Raw genomic sequence first — 15,613 nt, 5'->3', positions numbered from 1 at the left:
GAAGGGTTACATGCTCATTGCGTGTAACCCTTTTTCATTTCTGGAACCTTGTGCTGCCATGCAGGTTCCCAGGCAAACGCGTCCTTATGCGATCTGGATCCGCGCGGCGAAGCGCTGGCGCGGCCATCGTTTGATTGCATCGGCCCGGTCAGAGGTCGGACGGTGTTCCGATCATTATCATCCGTGCCAAAGGCAAGACATCGCCGCCCCCGACGGACGGCGTCGACAGGCTTGAAGAGCCGCTCGGAACCATGACCAAGGTCGGCTGGGTGTTGACGCCAGCCGCCTCCAGAGCGTCGAACGAAAACGACAAAGCGCCACCCACTGACTGCGTTCCGCCCGGACTTGTACCGGCGTTGATGAAGACGGTCACAGATCCCACGAAACTGTTCAGGTCGATGTGAACACGGTTTTTCCCCAGCAAACGAAAGATCTTGAACTTCACCGGCGGCCCCGGACTGAAGACGATCTGACTACCGGCCGGGAGTTGCGGTGGCCCGATACTTACGCCGACCCCGGTGGCAAAGACATTGAACGTTGCGCGTTTCTTGTCGATCGTATCGACGATTTCCAGCGTGGCCGCCAGGATGATGCCCTCGATCCCAAAGTCGACCACCTTCAGTGAGGGCGTGATGGTTTTGGTCACAGTGGCACTCTTCACCAGCTGGACCGTGAACCTGTCCTCAATGACCGAGGTGGGCGGTGGTGGGGGCGGAGGTCCTGGCTGGATATAGGTGACTTGCTGAACGAAGAAGACGGCGCGCCGGTTCTGCTCGAACTGATCTTTTGTGATGGCATTCGGAATCTTCAAACGCTGCGTGCCCATGCCGAACGCCTTCGAGTCCCTGGCAATCTTTTCCGCCAGCGCCTTGCCGCCGATCCTTTCCAGTGCTTCCACCAACAGCCGGAAGCCATTTTCCGCACGCTCTTCGCTGATTTCGTTTTCGAATTGCGTTCGTTGTCCAACAGGAATCGTGCGAGCGATGTCTGCATGGCCCTCGACGCGAAACGCATAAATGGGATCATTCGTGGAATTGCTTCGAACGATCTCCCGCGCCAATTGCTCGATCTCGTCTTTCTGCTTCGGCGAGATGTCCGTGACAAATTCGGAGAAACGCTGTATTTCGAGCGCTTGTCTCACTCTGAAATCGACGGGTTGTGGCAGCCTGCTTGCAACTTGTGCGCGAACAAACGGAATGAAAGCCATGACCGTAGCCTCCTAAGTGACGCGATCAAATTTCTCAAATTAAAGTTAGCGTAACCGCGAACGAGCACCCTGTTCGTCAGATATCCATTGTGGGCGTGTTGATAGCGCCCTTCAAGCGACGCCGTCGGATCGCGGGCCGTGCGAGCGCGCCCGCAATCGTCTATCGGTTCCGATCCGGCATGGCGTCAGGAGGGATCCTCCTTTCACGCACCTGTGCCCCATGCTGGCGCGTGGCGTGGAAAGTGCCCTGTTCGGGTGCAGGCCAGCTGCCTTTTCAGACAACAAAGGGCGTTTTAGCACGGCATGCTTCTTGCTCAAAACTGGTTATGAAGACCGTGCTCTATTCCCGATGAGAACACCGTTGCCTAGCGGTCGCTGGCAGGCGCAGCTGCGCCTCGGTTTCGTGCGCGGTGGCGACGGAACCAAGCTGGGTGAACGCGTTCACTGCGGTCCGCTGCGCGTGCAAAAGCCCTTGTATCCGGAAGGCGCACAGGTCTGCCATGCGATCATTGTCCATCCGCCCGGCGGCATCGTCGGGGGCGACGCGCTTGCCATCGATATCGGCGCCGCCAATGGTGCCCACGCGCTGCTGACAACGCCTGGCGCTGGCAAGTGGTATCGCGCAAACGGCTGTGCGTCGCGCCAGGACATGCGCATCGATGTCGCCGAAAACGCCGCGCTCGAATGGCTGCCCCAGGAAACCCTGTTCTACCGCGAGGCCGAGGTCGAGATGACCCACGACGTGTCGCTCGCTGCGGACGCGCGCTATCTCGGCAGCGAGATCCTGTGTTTCGGCCGCACCGCGTCGGGCGAAGTGTTCACTGAAGGTTCAATACGGCAGACCAGCACCATTCGCCGCGACGGGGAACTGGTGTGGCACGAAGAGGGCCGGATCGATGGCGCCGGGGCTGCGATGCACAGTCGGTTCGGCCTGGACGGCAACACAGTCTGCGCCAGCCTGGTCGCCTGCGGCCTCACGCTCGACGCCGGCCAGCTGCGGCAACTGCGTGAGGAACTCGATCACACCGGCGGGACAACCGGCGTCACCCAGCTGCCGAAGATCGTCGTCGTGCGCCATCTCGGTCGCTCCAGCGAGGCGGCGCGCGCCGTGCTGCTCGCGGCCTGGCGCCGCCTGCGCCCTGCCCTGCTTGGGCGCGAGGCCACCGTGCCGCGTCTGTGGAATACCTGAGGACATCATGGAACTCACCCCACGCGAAAAAGACAAGCTGCTGATTTTTACGGCCGCCCTCCTCGCCGAGCGCCGCAAGGGACGTGGACTGAAACTGAATTATCCGGAAGCGGTCGCCTATATCTCGGCCGCCATCATGGAAGGCGCGCGTGACGGCAAGAGCGTGGCGCAATTGATGAGCGAGGGGACGGCGATCCTGTCGCGCGACGAGGTGATGGAAGGCGTGCCGGAGATGATCCCGGATGTGCAGGTCGAGGCCACCTTCCCCGACGGCAGCAAGCTCGTCACCGTGCACCATCCAATCATCTAGGAGGCGGCATGATTCCAGGCGAGATGCTGATCGAACCGGGCGAACTGGAGCTGAACGCCGGCAGGCCGACCGTGTCGCTCGCGGTGGCGAACAGTGGCGACCGGCCGATCCAGGTCGGCTCGCACTTTCACTTTTATGAGACCAATCCGGCCTTGCAGTTCCAGCGCGCCCTCGCCTACGGCATGCGGCTCGATATCGCCGCCGGCACTGCGGTGCGTTTCGAGCCGGGCCAGGTGCGCACCGTCACCCTCGTTGCGCTGGCCGGCGACCGGATCGTCTTCGGTTTTAATGGTCAAGTCAACGGACCGTTGACGGAGGCGCCATGAGCCGCATCGGGCGCCAGGCCTATGCCGAGATGCTCGGGCCGACTGTCGGCGACCGCCTGCGCCTGGCCGATACGGCGCTGTTCATCGAGATCGAACGCGATCATGCAATCTACGGCGAGGAGGTCAAATTCGGCGGCGGCAAGGTGATCCGCGACGGCATGGGCCAATCCCAGCGCCTACATGCACAGGTGGCCGATACCGTGATCACGAATGCCGTCATCGTCGACCACTGGGGCATCGTGAAAGCCGATATCGGCATCAAGGACGGCATGATCGCGGCGATCGGCAAGGCCGGCAATCCGGACATCCAGCCGGGCGTGACGATCGTCATCGGCGCGGCGACCGAGATCATCGCCGGCGAAGGCATGATCGTCACCGCCGGCGGCGTCGACAGCCATATCCACTTCATTTGCCCGCAGCAGATCGACGAAGCGCTGCACAGCGGGATCACGACCATGCTCGGCGGCGGCACCGGTCCCGCGGTCGGCACGGCGGCCACCACCTGTACGCCCGGGCCCTGGCATATCCACTCGATGCTGATGGCGGCCGAGGCCTTTCCGATGAACCTGGGCTTTTTCGGCAAGGGTAATGCGAGCCAACAGGCGCCATTGGTCGAACAGGTGCAGGCCGGCGTCATCGGCCTCAAACTGCACGAGGACTGGGGCACGACACCGAACGCGATCGACACCTGCCTGAACGTTGCCGATGCCATGGACATCCAGGTCGCCATCCACAGCGACACGCTCAACGAAGCCGGCTTCCTGGAGCATACGCTGGCAGCCTTCAAAGGCCGCACCATCCACACGTTTCACACCGAGGGCGCCGGCGGCGGCCATGCGCCGGACATCATCGCCGCCGTCGGCGAAGCGAACGTACTGCCCTCGTCGACCAATCCGACGCGGCCCTATACGGTCAACACGCTCGACGAACACCTCGACATGCTGATGGTGTGCCACCACCTGGACGCGGCCATCGCCGAGGACATCGCCTTTGCCGAGTCGCGCATCCGGCGCGAGACGATCGCGGCCGAGGACATCCTCCATGATCTCGGTGCGATCTCGATGATGTCGTCCGACTCGCAGGCGATGGGGAGGGTGGGAGAGACCATCCTGCGCACCTGGCAGACCGCGCACAAGATGAAGCTGCAGCGCGGCGCCCTGCCCGGCGACCCGGCACGCCACGACAACGCGCGCGTAAAACGCTATGTCGCCAAGTACACGATCAATCCGGCCATCACGCACGGTATCGCGCACGCGGTCGGCTCGGTCGAACCCGGCAAGATTGCCGACCTGGTGCTGTGGAAGCCGGCCTTCTTCGGCGCGAAGCCGTCGATGGTGATCAAGGGCGGCATGATCGCGGCGGCGCAGATGGGCGACCCGAATGCCTCGATCCCGACGCCGCAGCCGGTGCACGCGCGGCCTATGTTCGGCGCCTTCGGCCGCGCCTTGACGAAATCCTTCACCTTCGTGTCGCAGGCGGCGTTTGACGCCGGCATTGGCGCGCAGCTTGGTCTCGTCAAACCCTTGATGGCGGTGCGCGACACCCGCCGCCTCGGCAAGGCCGACATGGTCCACAACGATGCGACGCCGCACATGCAGGTCGATCCAGAAACCTATGAGGTGCGCGCCGACGGCGTGCTGCTGGCGTGCGAGCCGGCGACCGAGCTGCCGCTGGCGCAGCGTTATTTTCTATTCTGAGAGTGTCACCATGCTGACCCTGCATACCCTGATCGATGGCCCGGCGCCGATTGATGGCGAGTTGGTGCTGCCGTTTCACCTGCGCGAAAAAAGCCGGCTGCGCGCGGCGCTGGCGAGCGGCGAAGAGGTGGCCGTGCTGCGTCCGCGCGGCACAGTGCTGCGCGGAGGGGACCTGCTGCGCGGCGACGATGGCCGTGTCGTGCGCATCGTCGCCGAAGCGGAAAGCCTGTATACGATCGCGCACGCCGACACGACCGGCCTGGTGCGCTGCGCTTTCCACCTCGGGAACCGGCATACGCAGGCGCAAGTGGGCAACGGCTGGCTGCGCATCCGCGCCGATCCGGTGCTGAAGGAGATGCTGATCGGACTCGGGGCGCAGGTGAGCAGCGAGACGGCGCCGTTCGAGCCGGAAGCGGGCGCCTACGGTGGCGGCCACCATCATGGCGAACACGGTACCCACCCGCTGGCGCCGGTACCGCTGCGCCAGAAAATCCACCGGCCGTCGGACCTCGCATGATGGCCGACGCTTCCCTGCTTCGCCTGCTGCAACTGGCCAGTCCTGCGCTGCCGATCGGCGCCTACAGCTATTCGCAAGGACTCGAGAGCGCGATCGATGCCGGCCTGGTGCACAACGCGGCCAGCGCCCGCGACTGGATCGGAGCAGCGCTGACCGAGGTCGTGGGCCGCTTTGACGCGCCGCTGCAGTGGCGCCTGTTATGTGCATTCACCGAGCGCGATGGCGCCGCAGTCTGCGACTGGAGCGAGCGCTGGCTCGCCTCGCGCGACACGTTTGAATTGCGCGCCGAAACCATCCAGATGGGTTATTCGCTGCGCCAGTTGCTGGGTGCCCTGCTCGAGGACCTGCCCGGCGCCGATGCGCGCATGTTGCCCCTGCTCGACGCCGCCGCGCTGTCGCTGCCGGTCGCCTACGCCTGCGCCGCGGCCGCACTCGGCGTGGCGCCGCGCGAGGCTTTGCTCGGTGCCCTGTTTTCCTGGGCCGAGAACCAGGTGCTGGTGTGCGTCAAGACCATCCCCCTGGGCCAGGTCGCCGGACAAAAGATGCTGCTTGCGCTGGCACCCGTCGTCGAGATGGTTGCCGGCGACGCGCAGGCATTGCCCGATCACGCGCTGTCGAACTGGGCGCCGGGATTGTCGCTGCTGTCGATGCGGCATGAAGTGCAATACAGCCGCTTGTACCGCTCATAAGGAGATCGAGATGGAATCCACTAAAACGCCGCTGCGCGTGGGTATCGGCGGCCCGGTCGGTTCGGGCAAGACGGCGCTGTGCGAAATGCTGTGCAAAGCGATGCGCGCGCAGTACGAGATGGCGGTGATCACGAACGACATTTATACGCGCGAGGATATGGAGATCCTGCTGCGTGCCGAAGCGCTGCCGGCCGAGCGCCTGATGGGCGTGGAAACCGGCGGCTGCCCGCACACGGCGATTCGCGAGGATGCCTCGATCAACCTGGAAGCAATCGCGCGCATGAGCGCCGACTTCCCGCAGCTCGATTTGATCCTGATCGAATCGGGTGGGGACAACCTGGCCGCGACCTTCAGCCCGGAGCTGTCGGACCTGACGATCTACGTGATCGACGTGGCCGGCGGAGAAAAGATCCCGCGCAAGGGCGGCCCGGGCATCACGCGCTCGGACCTGCTCGTCATCAATAAAACCGACCTGGCGCCCCATGTGGGCGCGAACCTGGAGGTGATGCGCGTGGACGCTGCACGCATGCGCGGTACGCGTCCCTTCGTGTTCACCAGCCTGCGCCATGGCGCCGGTGTCGACGACATCGTTGCCTTCATCCGCCATCAGGGACTGCTCGATGCCGTTCCCTCTTTTACCTGACCAAGGAGTTGTCATGTCCCCGTTCCTGCGCCGCCTCGCTCCCATCGCCGCAATCCTGGTCGCGATCCTTGCCGCCACCCTCACCGCGGCGCCCGCACAGGCCCATGAGACCGGGATGCCGCACCTGATTCACGCGTACGAAGGATGGATGGCGCTGGCGGTGGTCGTGCTGTCGCTGCTGGGCGCGGGCTTGCTCATCAGGCGGGCACTGCGGCGCTGAGCGGTGGTTCAGCGCTTCATTCCGTCTATCGTGCAGTCTGTCGCACGGCCCGTGCCGTGGCCGGTTCCCGCTCCTATAGTGGCATCATCCACTCGATGACGGAGACAACCATGAACAAACTGCTCGGCACCACCCTGATGGCCTCGGCCCTGACCCTGAGCGCAAGCGCCGCCCTGGCGGACGACCTCGTGCGCGAAGCGCGCAAAGTCGATGCGCGTGTCACGCGCGTAAAACTCGACGGCGTGGTCGACCTCGTCGTGCGCCAGGGCGTCACGCCTTCGCTCGTGATCTCGGGCGAACGCGCCGATGTCGCGCGCGTGACGACCCACCAGCAGGGAGAGACGCTGGAAATCGACACCGAACGCCGCAATCACTACGCCCGTGACCACAATCCGAAATTGCGTGCCGAGCTGGTCGTGCCGAACCTTGCCGAGTTCGTGTCGGAAGGCGTGGGCGCCAGCACGGTCAGCGGCTTCAGCGGCGACAAGATCGTGCTCGCCCTCGATGGCGCCGGGGCCGTCACGCTCGCGGGCAGCTACCGCAAGGTCGATGCCAGCCTGGGCGGCGTCGGCAGCCTGACCATCGACGCGGCGAAGGCCGAGCGGATGGACCTCGCCTTGCGCGGTGCCGGCCGACTCGCCGTCACCGGCCAGACCCGTGCGCTGCGCGCGACCCTCGCCGGGGTCGGCAACCTCGACGCCGAAAAGCTACGCGCCGAAACCGTCGACCTCGATATGAGCGGTCTCGGCGGGGCGACCGTGTATGCCAGCTCGGCGGCGAGCCTGAACCTGAACGGCATGGGCTCGGCCACCGTCTATGGCAAGCCGGCGCAGCGCAATGCGACCACTGGTGGCATGGGCAAGGTCAGCTGGCGTTAAATAAAACCCGCTACTTCAGGACAGTGTTGTTGCGCACTTCCTTCACACCCTTGACCCCACGCGCGAGCTGTACCGCCTTCTGGGCGCTCTCGCGCGATTCGACGAAGCCGCTCAGCTGCACCGTACCTTTGAACGTTTCCACCTTCACTTCAGTGGCTTTCACGGTGGGATCGGCGGCAAAGGCGGCCTTGACCTTGCTAGTGATGAGGGTGTCGTCGATGTACTCGCCCGTGCCTTCGCGCGTACTGGTCGGCGCGCAACCGACCAGCACAAACACCATGAAGGCGGCAAACATCGAGATAAAACGCTGTGCAATATTCATGGCAACGCTCCCGTGAGATGAAGAAGATCTTCCCATTTTCGGGCGGGCGTACCGACAGCGTTTGATACGGAACAAAGGTGCCGGGCTAGCGCGCGCTCAAGGCGCCCTGGTTGGCAGGTCGGCCACCGCCAGAGCCTGCTGGCCTTGCGCGGCCGGGCGCAGCACAAGTTGCCCGCGTGCCAGGTCCTGGCCGAGCACCAGGCGCATGTCGGTCGGCTTGCAATTGTCGACCTGGACGATCTGGACCGGATCGAAGCGGCCGCTGCCGGCGCCGCCCAGGCGCTGCGCCAGCCGTTCGGCCGCGGCGCGGAAGTCCGCAGCGTGCTCGATGCGGCTGTGGCGCACCTGGAAACCTTTTTCGTTGCTCAACCGCGTCACTTGCAGGCCGTCGCCCACGACCTGGCGCGACAGCGAGCGGGCCATCCCGGTGACACCGTTACCGTTGCGGATTTCGAGCAGCACGGGTTCAAGCCGCGCACGGGGCGCCGGCTGCGGTGCCGGCGCAGTCCGTGCCAGCGCCGGCTTGGCCGGCGTTCCCGCTGCCGGCAGGCGCAGCAGTTCGAGGGTGCCGTCGGCGGCCGTGCGCACTTCGGTGACGGCCCAGCCGTTCTCTGGCCGCGCCGGCTGCGCGACCGCCGCTTCGATCGCCGCCACCGCCGTGCCGCCGGCGGTTGCATAGTCGCCCCGGAAATCGTGTTGGCGCAGCGCCTCGGCCTGGCGGAACATCAGGGCCGCGCGTTCGTCCTGGCCGAGGCGGCGCAGGCTTTCGCCAAGCTTGCTCCAGGCGCGATGGTCGAGCGGGTCGAGCACGCAGGCTTTCTCCAGCGCGGTCACGGCGTTTTGCAGGTCGCCGCCCAGCAGGTAGGCGTGGCCGAGGTTGGCGAACAGGTAGGCGCTGTCCGGTCCGCTGCCTGGTGCCAGCTCGTCGGTGAGGGCGCGCCAGATGGGAATGGCCTGCGCGAAGTTGCCCTGGCGCGCAAACGCGGCCGCCAGCGCATTGCGCGCACCCACATGGCGCGGCGTGGCGGCCAGCGCCGTGCGGTAGGCGGCGATGGCTTCCTCATAGCGTCCGGCCAGGTGATGCTGGCGCCCCTGGTCATAGGCGCGCTCGGCGTCGGCAGCCGGCGCGGCGGCCGGTTGGCGCGTGCCATTCGCGCAGGCGAGCAACAGCGCACCGGTGCACAGGACCGAGATCTTCTTGAGTAGGCGGCGGGTCTGCATGAGGGTTCTCCTTGATTCACAATCCGGCGTTGACGGAGCCCAGCGTGCGGCCCAGCTGGATGGCGGCCGGTCCGAGCAGGACCATCAACAGCGTCGGAAAGATGCAGAAGATGAGCGGAAACAGCAGTTTCAGTCCGATCTTGGCGGCGCACTCCTCGGCCAGCAGGCGCCGCTTGTTGCGCAGGTTGTCCGAATACACCCGCAGCGAGTCGCCGACACTGGTGCCGAAGCGCTCGGACTGGATCAGCATGGCGACCAGGGTATCGACGTCGTTGACACCGCTGCGCAGGGCGAAATTACGCAGAGCCCGCTCCTTGCTGAAACCGGCGCGCATTTCCATCAGCACCAGTTGCAGCTCTTGCGCCAATGTCACGCTTTTGATGTGGATTTCGCCTGCGACCTTCACGAATGCCCGTTCCAGGCTGAGTCCGGCCTCGACGCAAACGGTCAGCAGGTCGAGCGCGTCGGGCAGGGTCTCGAAAATCTCGCGCTGGCGGCGCTGCGCGATCTGGCGCAGGGCGACATTCGGCAGGTAGTAGCCGATCGACGCGGTCAGCAGCAGCAGAAACAGGAGTTTCATACCCGACAGCACGATCACGGTAGCGAGGACGAGCACGCCGATCACAGCCGGCCCGAACAGTGACAGCGCCGTTTTGGCGGCGAAGAACAAGGTCGGTGCAAACGGGTTGCGCCAGCCCGCGTTCATGAAACGGGTGCGCAAGGCCGATTGTTCCCATCCCTCGTCCGGAACGGACAGCTTGGTCAGCGGCTGGGTGACCTTGGCGATCCGCTCCACCCAGCCATCGGACTCGAGCTGGGTTGTGTCGGACTTGCCGATGAAACGGCGCAGGCGGGTGCGCAGCGCCACCGGTGCGAACAGGATCATCGCCAGCCATGCCAGTGCGCAGACGATGCCGAAGACGATCAGCAGGAAGGACAATTGTGCGGCGTTCATGGCAACTCCTCAAATGCGAATACGGATGACCTTGCGCAGCCAGACGACGCCGAACAGGATCATGCCGGCCGCGTACCACAGCAGGCGCACGCCGCTCGGGTCGGTCCACAGCATGCTGACGTATTCCGGGTTGAGCAGGGTGAGCGCCAGCATCACGGCAAACGGCAGCAGCCCGAGGATCCAGGCCGACATACGGCCCTCGGCCGACAGCACACGCACCTGCGCCACCAGTTTCAGGCGGCTGCGAATGATGGTGCTGATATTGCCGAGGATCTCGGCCAGGTTGCCGCCCGATTCGCGCTGGATCAGCACTGCGATGATCAGGTAGCGCAGGTCGGTCAGCGGAATCCGTGCGGCCATGTTGTGCAGGGCTTCGCCCATCGGCACGCCATAGTTGATTTCCTCGCGCGCGATGCGGAACTCGCTGCTCAGCGGTTCCGGCAGCTCGTTGCCGACGATTTGCAGCACGTTCGTAAACGAATGCCCGGCACGCAGGGCGCGCGCGATGAAATCGGCGGCATCGGGCAGTTGGTACTCGATGCGGTGCAGGCGCCGTGCCCGCGCGCGGCGTACCAGGAAATACGGTACGCCGAGCGCGGGCAGCACCAGGATGATGCGCGGCGCCAGGGGCAGCGGCCAGTGCGCGCTCACCAGCAGGGCCAGCAGGAAGGCCGCGAGGGAACAGCCGAGGAAGCGGTCGACCGTCAGCGCGCTGCCGGCCTGGAGCAGCAAGGCGTCGAGCCGGTGGAGCGGCGTGATCCGGTGCAGCAGGCGGTCGACGCCGTCATGGGCGCTGAACCGGCGCTGCTTGAGAATCGAGATGCGCTCGCCGGATCGCCCCACCCCGCCGGACATCACCTGCAGCCGGCGCGCGATGCGCTGGGCAGCCTTGCCGTGGGTGTTCGACCACCATAAATAAACGCCCTCGATCAGCAGGATCACGGCGGCGAACAGGAAGACGGTGAAGCTGTAGAAAAGCAGATCCATGGCGCGGCTCCACTGCAGGCATGGCCTGCGGGTTCATTGGAAAATGCGGTCGGGGTCGAAGGTGTTGTCGGGAATGTCGACGCCGTACATCTTGAGGCGGTCGGCAAAGCGCGGCCGCACACCGGTGGCGGAAAACTGCCCGAGCACCTTGCCGTCGCGGTCGACACCGGTCTGCTCGAAATGGAAGATCTCCTGCATCGAGATCATGTCGCCTTCCATGCCCGTGATTTCCTGGAGGCTGACGATCTTGCGGCCGCCGTCGATCAGGCGCGACGCCTGCACCACCACCGTCACCGCCGAGCAGATCTGCTGGCGGATCGCACGCGGCGTCAGGTTCACGCCGGCCATGCCGACCATGTTTTCCAGGCGCGACAAGGCGTCGCGCGGCGTGTTCGAGTGGATCGTCGCCAGCGAGCCTTCATGGCCGGTATTCATCGCCTGCAGCATGTCGAGTGCCTCGGGTCCGCGTACTTCGCCGAGGATGATGCGGTCCGGGCGCATGCGCAGCGCGTTCTTGACCAGCGCGCGCTGCGTGACCTCGCCCTTGCCTTCGATATTCGCCGGCCGCGTCTCCAGGCGCACCACGTGCGGCTGGCGCAGCTGCAGCTCGGCCGCATCCTCGATCGTGACGATGCGCTCGTTGGCGGGAATGAAGCCCGACAGCAGGTTGAGCAGGGTAGTCTTGCCGCTGCCCGTGCCGCCCGAGATCAGAATGTTGATCTTGGCGATACCCAGGCCTTGCAGCACCTTGACCATGGGCGGCGTCACGCTCTTGTACTCGAGCAGGTTCTGCACCGTCAACGGCGTTGCGCCGAAGCGCCGGATCGACAGGATCGGCCCGTCGATCGCCAGCGGCGGGATGATCGCGTTGACGCGCGACCCGTCCGGCAGGCGCGCATCGACCATCGGGCTCGATTCGTCGACGCGGCGGCCCACCCGCGACACGATCTTCTCGATGATCTTCATCAGGTGCGCATTGTCGTGGAAGCTGATGTCGGTCATTTCGAGTTTGCCGCGACGCTCGACGTAGACGCGACTGGCCGTGTTGACGAGGATGTCCGATACCGTCGGGTCGTTCAGCAGCGGCTCGAGCGGGCCGAAGCCGAGCATCTCGTGCTGGATGTCGAGCACGAGGTTGTGGCGCTCGTGCTGGTTGAGGACGATGCGTTCCTCTTCGATGATGCGCTGGATGAGCAGCGCCAGCTCGTGCTTGAACTGCTCGGCGGTCAGGCGCTTGAGGCGCTCCAGGTCGATCCGGTCGAGGATCATCTGGTGCATCGTCTTCTTGAGTTCCTGATAGGCCCCGTTACCGGCTTCGACCGGCAGTACGCCGGTCTTGCGGTCATCGTCGGAGACGGAAAGGCGTTCGCGCAAGGACATGGGCTTCTCCCTGAATACTTAATAATCGGCTTCGCCGCGTCCGAACAGGCGGTCGAGCAAGCCACGGGTTTCCGGGGCGCGCCGTGCGGTGACCAGTTCCACCAGGTCGGCCAGGCTGCGCGCGGCCGCGCTCGTGCGCGACAGTTCGAGGACCGGCACGCCCTGGTTGACCGAATCGGTGACGGCGACGTAATCGTTCGGCACGGTATGCACGACTTCGCAGCCGAGCGCTGCGTGCAGGTCGGGCAGGCGCAGGCGGCCGCCTTTTTCGTAGCGGTTGACGATCAGGCGGATCGTCTCGAGGGGATAGCCGAGCGAGCGGAAGATGTCGAGCAGGCGCCGGGCGTCGCGGATGTCGGGCAGCGCCAGCTGCAGCACCGGATAGATGGTGTCGGTGCTGTCGAGCGCGCGCAGCGAGACGGCGTTGATCTGGCGCCCGACATCGAGCACGATGTAGTCATAGTGCTGGCGCGCCACGCGCAGGATGGCGTCGATGTGTTCCGGCTTGGCCTCTTTCGCCTGCGACGGGTCGTCGGCCGCGGCCAGCACGCCGAAGCCGCGCGTCACGTGCACCAGGCAGGAATCGAGGAAGGGGCCGTCGATGCGGGAGATCTGCTCGCACACGTCGGACAGCGTCATCGTCGGCTTCTGGTCCGACACGTACAAAGCCGCGTCGCCGAACTGGCCGTGCAGGTCGATCAGCAGCACCTTCTTTTCGGCCAGCGTGGCCAAGGCGTAGCCGAAGTTGGTCGAAATAAAAGTCGCCCCGCTGCCGCCCTTGCAGGCGATGAAAGCGAGTACTTTGCCTTCGCGCATCTGGGCGACGCCGGCGGCGGTGGCAATGCGGTCCATCGCCTCGTGGAAGGCACGGTGCACCAGCGGCAGCTGCAGCACTTCGCGCACGCCGGCACGCATCGCGCGAATCAGGAATTCCGGCTGGTGCTGGCTGGTGAGGAGCATGAATTGCGCCTCCGGGTACTGGCGCACCATCCGTTCCAGCAGGTCGGCATCGTCGGGCGCGCCTTCGCCGGCGTCGACGATCACCAGGCCTGGCGCTTCACCCAGCGGCCGGTCAAGCGCTTCGCGCATCGAGACACGGCTGTTGGCCACGTTCAGCGGCGGCACCCGTGCCGCGCCCTGGGAGGCGAGCTCGGCAAACAGCAGGCTGTCGCGGCTGATCAAAAGGGCTTTCATGACGATCCTCGTGGAGGCACTCGGGCTGGAAACAGTGGAGGGACGATGGCGCGCCGCTCGACTTACTTCCCGCTGCCGAGTGTATTGAGCAGCGGTGCGCTGGCCGCGCTGTCGGGTTGAACAAAGGATTGCTGGTAGCGCTGGTGCGCCGCGCGCGCGGCCGGCCCGTCGATGCCAATTGCAGGGTTGGCGTTGGCCGCGCCGCGCGGGTCGATCGTCTGCGCCGCGAGATTGGCGCGTACCGACGTGCCGAAGCCTTTTTCGAAACGGGGTGCGGTCGAGCAGCCCTGCAGCAGCAGCAGCGCCACGATTGATGCGGTTATCCTGGTGATCATTGCCGCCTCCTATTTGAGTTCGAATCCGTCGACGCTCTGGCCCGTACGCGCGACGGGCTCGGGCAGCTTGGCCGCGCTTTCCAACCGGCCGCCGAGCATCAGGGCGGCGCGCGACGGTGCGTCCACACCATCGGTCGGCAGTTTGTAGCCGGTCGCCGTCAGCGGCTTGACCAGGCGCGCCGTGATCACGAAGACCAGTTCGGTGCGGTCCTGCTGGAAGTCGGTACTGCGAAACAGGGCGCCGAGTACGGGGACCTCGCCCAGCACCGGCAACCCCTTCAGGCCCGTCACCAGGTTGTTCTTGATCAGGCCGCCGATGGCGAAGCTCTGGCCGTCGTACAGCTGCACCGTGGTGCTGGCGCGGCGCGTGGTGACGACCGGCAGGATCGCGCTACCGGAAAGACCGGTGGCGCTGATGCCGATGCCTTCGCGCGACAACTCCGACACTTCGGGCGCGACACGCAGGTTGATGCGGCCACCGCCGAGCACTGTCGGCGTGAAACGCAGGCCGACGCCGAATTCCTTTTCTTCCAGCGTGATGCGGTTGTTGTCCTGCGCCACCGGGATATAGAATTTGCCGCCTGCGAGGAAACTGCCTTCCTGGCCGCTGATGGCCATGACGTTCGGCTCGGCCAACACACGTACCAGGCTATCCTGCGTCTGGGCGGCTGCACCGAAGCCGTTGCCGTTCGGACGCTGGGCAGCCAGTCCTCCTTTCATGGTACCGCTCAGGAAATTCGCTCCCAGCACAGCGGCCCAGTTGCCGGATCCGAAACTCCAGTTGACCCCGCCTTCAAGGCGTTCGAGCAGGCTTTTCGATACCTCGGCCACCTTCACTTCGAGCTGCACCTGCTGCGGCGCAGCCACACTCAGTAGATTGACGAGGCGCGGGCCGCCCGTATTGCCATTGGCTGCGCCCGCGCCGTTCGGTGCCAGATCCTTCGGCACGGCGCCCAGTGGGCGCAGCGGACGGTGCACGTAGGCAGTGGCCAGGTCAGCGGCGCGCGCCACTGCCGACGCATCGGAGACGGTCCCGGTCAGCACCAGCGAATCGGCGGCGGCCAGCACGCGGATCTCCTTCTCCTCGGGCATGACGGCAGCCAGCGTCGCCTGCAGCGCGCTCGGATCCATCGATACCGTGATATCGAGCACGCTGCACAAGCCGCTGCGGCCCTGCACGATCATGTTCGTGGTGCCGACATCGACGCCGGCGATATACATCGTGTCCGCCGACACCAGCATCGCCTGCACGACTTCCGGGTTGCCGACGCTGCGGTTCTGGACCGCTTCCGGCAGGCGCATCAGCGTCGATTTACCCATCTGCAGCGCCACCTGGGCCGGGCGTGCCGCCTCGCCGCTGCAGCGCGGCCCCGCCCCGCTGCCGGCGGCGGGCGCGGCCTCGGCCTGGGGAATGGGGCGCGCAGCGTGCGCGGCGCCGGCCAGTGCCAATGCCGCGCCGCCGACAGCGCAGCGGCGCAACAGGGAAAGCAAGCCGGCGCGCGGGTGAAGCGGGTAGCCGGACGGTTGTGAACTGGTGTTCATG

Annotated in this window: 18 protein-coding genes; 9 read left to right on the top strand and 9 right to left on the bottom strand. The window is 65.5% G+C overall.

The window, feature by feature from the left end:
• Positions 1-148: 148 nt before the first annotated feature.
• Entirely contained in the window at positions 149-1,207 is a 1,059-nt protein-coding gene (locus ACI48I_RS20730; protein WP_193687990.1) for an OmpA family protein, read from the bottom strand.
• 361 nt (positions 1,208-1,568) lie between these two features.
• Here ACI48I_RS20730 and ACI48I_RS20725 point away from each other — a divergent pair, with 361 nt between their 5' ends.
• The 9 genes from ACI48I_RS20725 (at position 1,569) to ACI48I_RS20685 (ending at position 7,676) form a co-directional block, all read left to right on the top strand.
• The gene (locus tag ACI48I_RS20725; RefSeq protein WP_498575285.1) at positions 1,569-2,396 is read left to right on the top strand and encodes an urease accessory protein UreD; all 828 of its coding nucleotides are present in this window, start codon (positions 1,569-1,571) and stop codon (positions 2,394-2,396) included.
• A 7-nt stretch (positions 2,397-2,403) separates the two neighbouring features.
• Positions 2,404-2,706 (top strand): urease subunit gamma, encoded by a 303-nt coding sequence (locus ACI48I_RS20720; RefSeq protein WP_193687988.1) that lies wholly within the window; start codon positions 2,404-2,406, stop codon positions 2,704-2,706.
• 8 nt (positions 2,707-2,714) lie between these two features.
• Positions 2,715-3,032 carry an urease subunit beta gene (locus tag ACI48I_RS20715; protein ID WP_498575284.1) on the top strand — a complete coding sequence of 106 codons (318 nt, stop codon included), beginning with the start codon at positions 2,715-2,717 and terminating at the stop codon, positions 3,030-3,032.
• The gene (gene ureC / locus ACI48I_RS20710) at positions 3,029-4,729 is read left to right on the top strand and encodes an urease subunit alpha (RefSeq protein WP_498575283.1); all 1,701 of its coding nucleotides are present in this window, start codon (positions 3,029-3,031) and stop codon (positions 4,727-4,729) included. The genes ACI48I_RS20715 and ureC overlap by 4 nt, the downstream gene beginning before the upstream one ends.
• A gap of 10 nt (positions 4,730-4,739) precedes the next feature.
• Positions 4,740-5,246: an urease accessory protein UreE gene (gene ureE / locus ACI48I_RS20705; RefSeq protein WP_193687985.1), complete on the top strand. Its 507-nt coding sequence runs from the start codon at positions 4,740-4,742 to the stop codon at positions 5,244-5,246.
• Positions 5,246-5,935 (top strand): urease accessory protein UreF, encoded by a 690-nt coding sequence (locus ACI48I_RS20700; protein WP_193688877.1) that lies wholly within the window; start codon positions 5,246-5,248, stop codon positions 5,933-5,935. The genes ureE and ACI48I_RS20700 overlap by 1 nt, the downstream gene beginning before the upstream one ends.
• 10 nt (positions 5,936-5,945) lie before the next feature.
• Positions 5,946-6,578, top strand: a complete 633-nt coding sequence (gene ureG / locus ACI48I_RS20695) for an urease accessory protein UreG (RefSeq protein ID WP_498575282.1) — start codon at positions 5,946-5,948, stop codon at positions 6,576-6,578.
• 13 nt (positions 6,579-6,591) lie between these two features.
• Positions 6,592-6,798, top strand: a complete 207-nt coding sequence (locus ACI48I_RS20690; protein WP_193687983.1) for a hypothetical protein — start codon at positions 6,592-6,594, stop codon at positions 6,796-6,798.
• A gap of 110 nt (positions 6,799-6,908) precedes the next feature.
• Positions 6,909-7,676 carry a GIN domain-containing protein gene (locus tag ACI48I_RS20685; protein ID WP_498575281.1) on the top strand — a complete coding sequence of 256 codons (768 nt, stop codon included), beginning with the start codon at positions 6,909-6,911 and terminating at the stop codon, positions 7,674-7,676.
• A gap of 10 nt (positions 7,677-7,686) precedes the next feature.
• Here the strand turns inward: ACI48I_RS20685 and ACI48I_RS20680 are convergent, their stop codons facing one another.
• The 8 genes from ACI48I_RS20680 to ACI48I_RS20645 all read right to left on the bottom strand — a co-directional run bounded on the left by ACI48I_RS20680 (position 7,687) and on the right by ACI48I_RS20645 (position 15,612).
• Positions 7,687-7,998 carry a BON domain-containing protein gene (locus tag ACI48I_RS20680; RefSeq protein ID WP_193687981.1) on the bottom strand — a complete coding sequence of 104 codons (312 nt, stop codon included), beginning with the start codon at positions 7,996-7,998 and terminating at the stop codon, positions 7,687-7,689.
• Positions 7,999-8,094: 96 nt separating this feature from the next.
• A complete protein-coding gene (locus ACI48I_RS20675) occupies positions 8,095-9,219 on the bottom strand; it encodes a LytR C-terminal domain-containing protein (protein WP_498575280.1) in 1,125 nt (374 codons plus the stop codon).
• Positions 9,220-9,235: 16 nt separating this feature from the next.
• Positions 9,236-10,174 carry a type II secretion system F family protein gene (locus tag ACI48I_RS20670; protein ID WP_498575279.1) on the bottom strand — a complete coding sequence of 313 codons (939 nt, stop codon included), beginning with the start codon at positions 10,172-10,174 and terminating at the stop codon, positions 9,236-9,238.
• A 9-nt stretch (positions 10,175-10,183) separates the two neighbouring features.
• Complete coding sequence (locus ACI48I_RS20665) at positions 10,184-11,161, bottom strand: type II secretion system F family protein (RefSeq protein ID WP_498575278.1); 978 nt, start codon at positions 11,159-11,161, stop codon at positions 10,184-10,186.
• Between the two features lie 33 nt (positions 11,162-11,194).
• A complete protein-coding gene (locus ACI48I_RS20660; protein WP_193687977.1) occupies positions 11,195-12,541 on the bottom strand; it encodes a TadA family conjugal transfer-associated ATPase in 1,347 nt (448 codons plus the stop codon).
• A gap of 18 nt (positions 12,542-12,559) precedes the next feature.
• Complete coding sequence (locus tag ACI48I_RS20655) at positions 12,560-13,735, bottom strand: CpaE/TadZ family protein (protein WP_498575277.1); 1,176 nt, start codon at positions 13,733-13,735, stop codon at positions 12,560-12,562.
• 62 nt (positions 13,736-13,797) lie between these two features.
• Positions 13,798-14,070: a hypothetical protein gene (locus ACI48I_RS20650; RefSeq protein ID WP_193687975.1), complete on the bottom strand. Its 273-nt coding sequence runs from the start codon at positions 14,068-14,070 to the stop codon at positions 13,798-13,800.
• A 9-nt stretch (positions 14,071-14,079) separates the two neighbouring features.
• On the bottom strand, positions 14,080-15,612 hold the full coding sequence (locus ACI48I_RS20645; RefSeq protein WP_193687974.1) for a type II and III secretion system protein family protein: 1,533 nt from the start codon (positions 15,610-15,612) through the stop codon (positions 14,080-14,082).
• Between the last annotated feature and the right edge of the window lies 1 nt (position 15,613).

The organism is Massilia sp. LXY-5 (assembly GCF_059801075.1).
The sequence above is the reverse complement of the archived record's forward strand: the minus strand, read 5'-3'. Positions and strand labels throughout refer to the sequence as shown.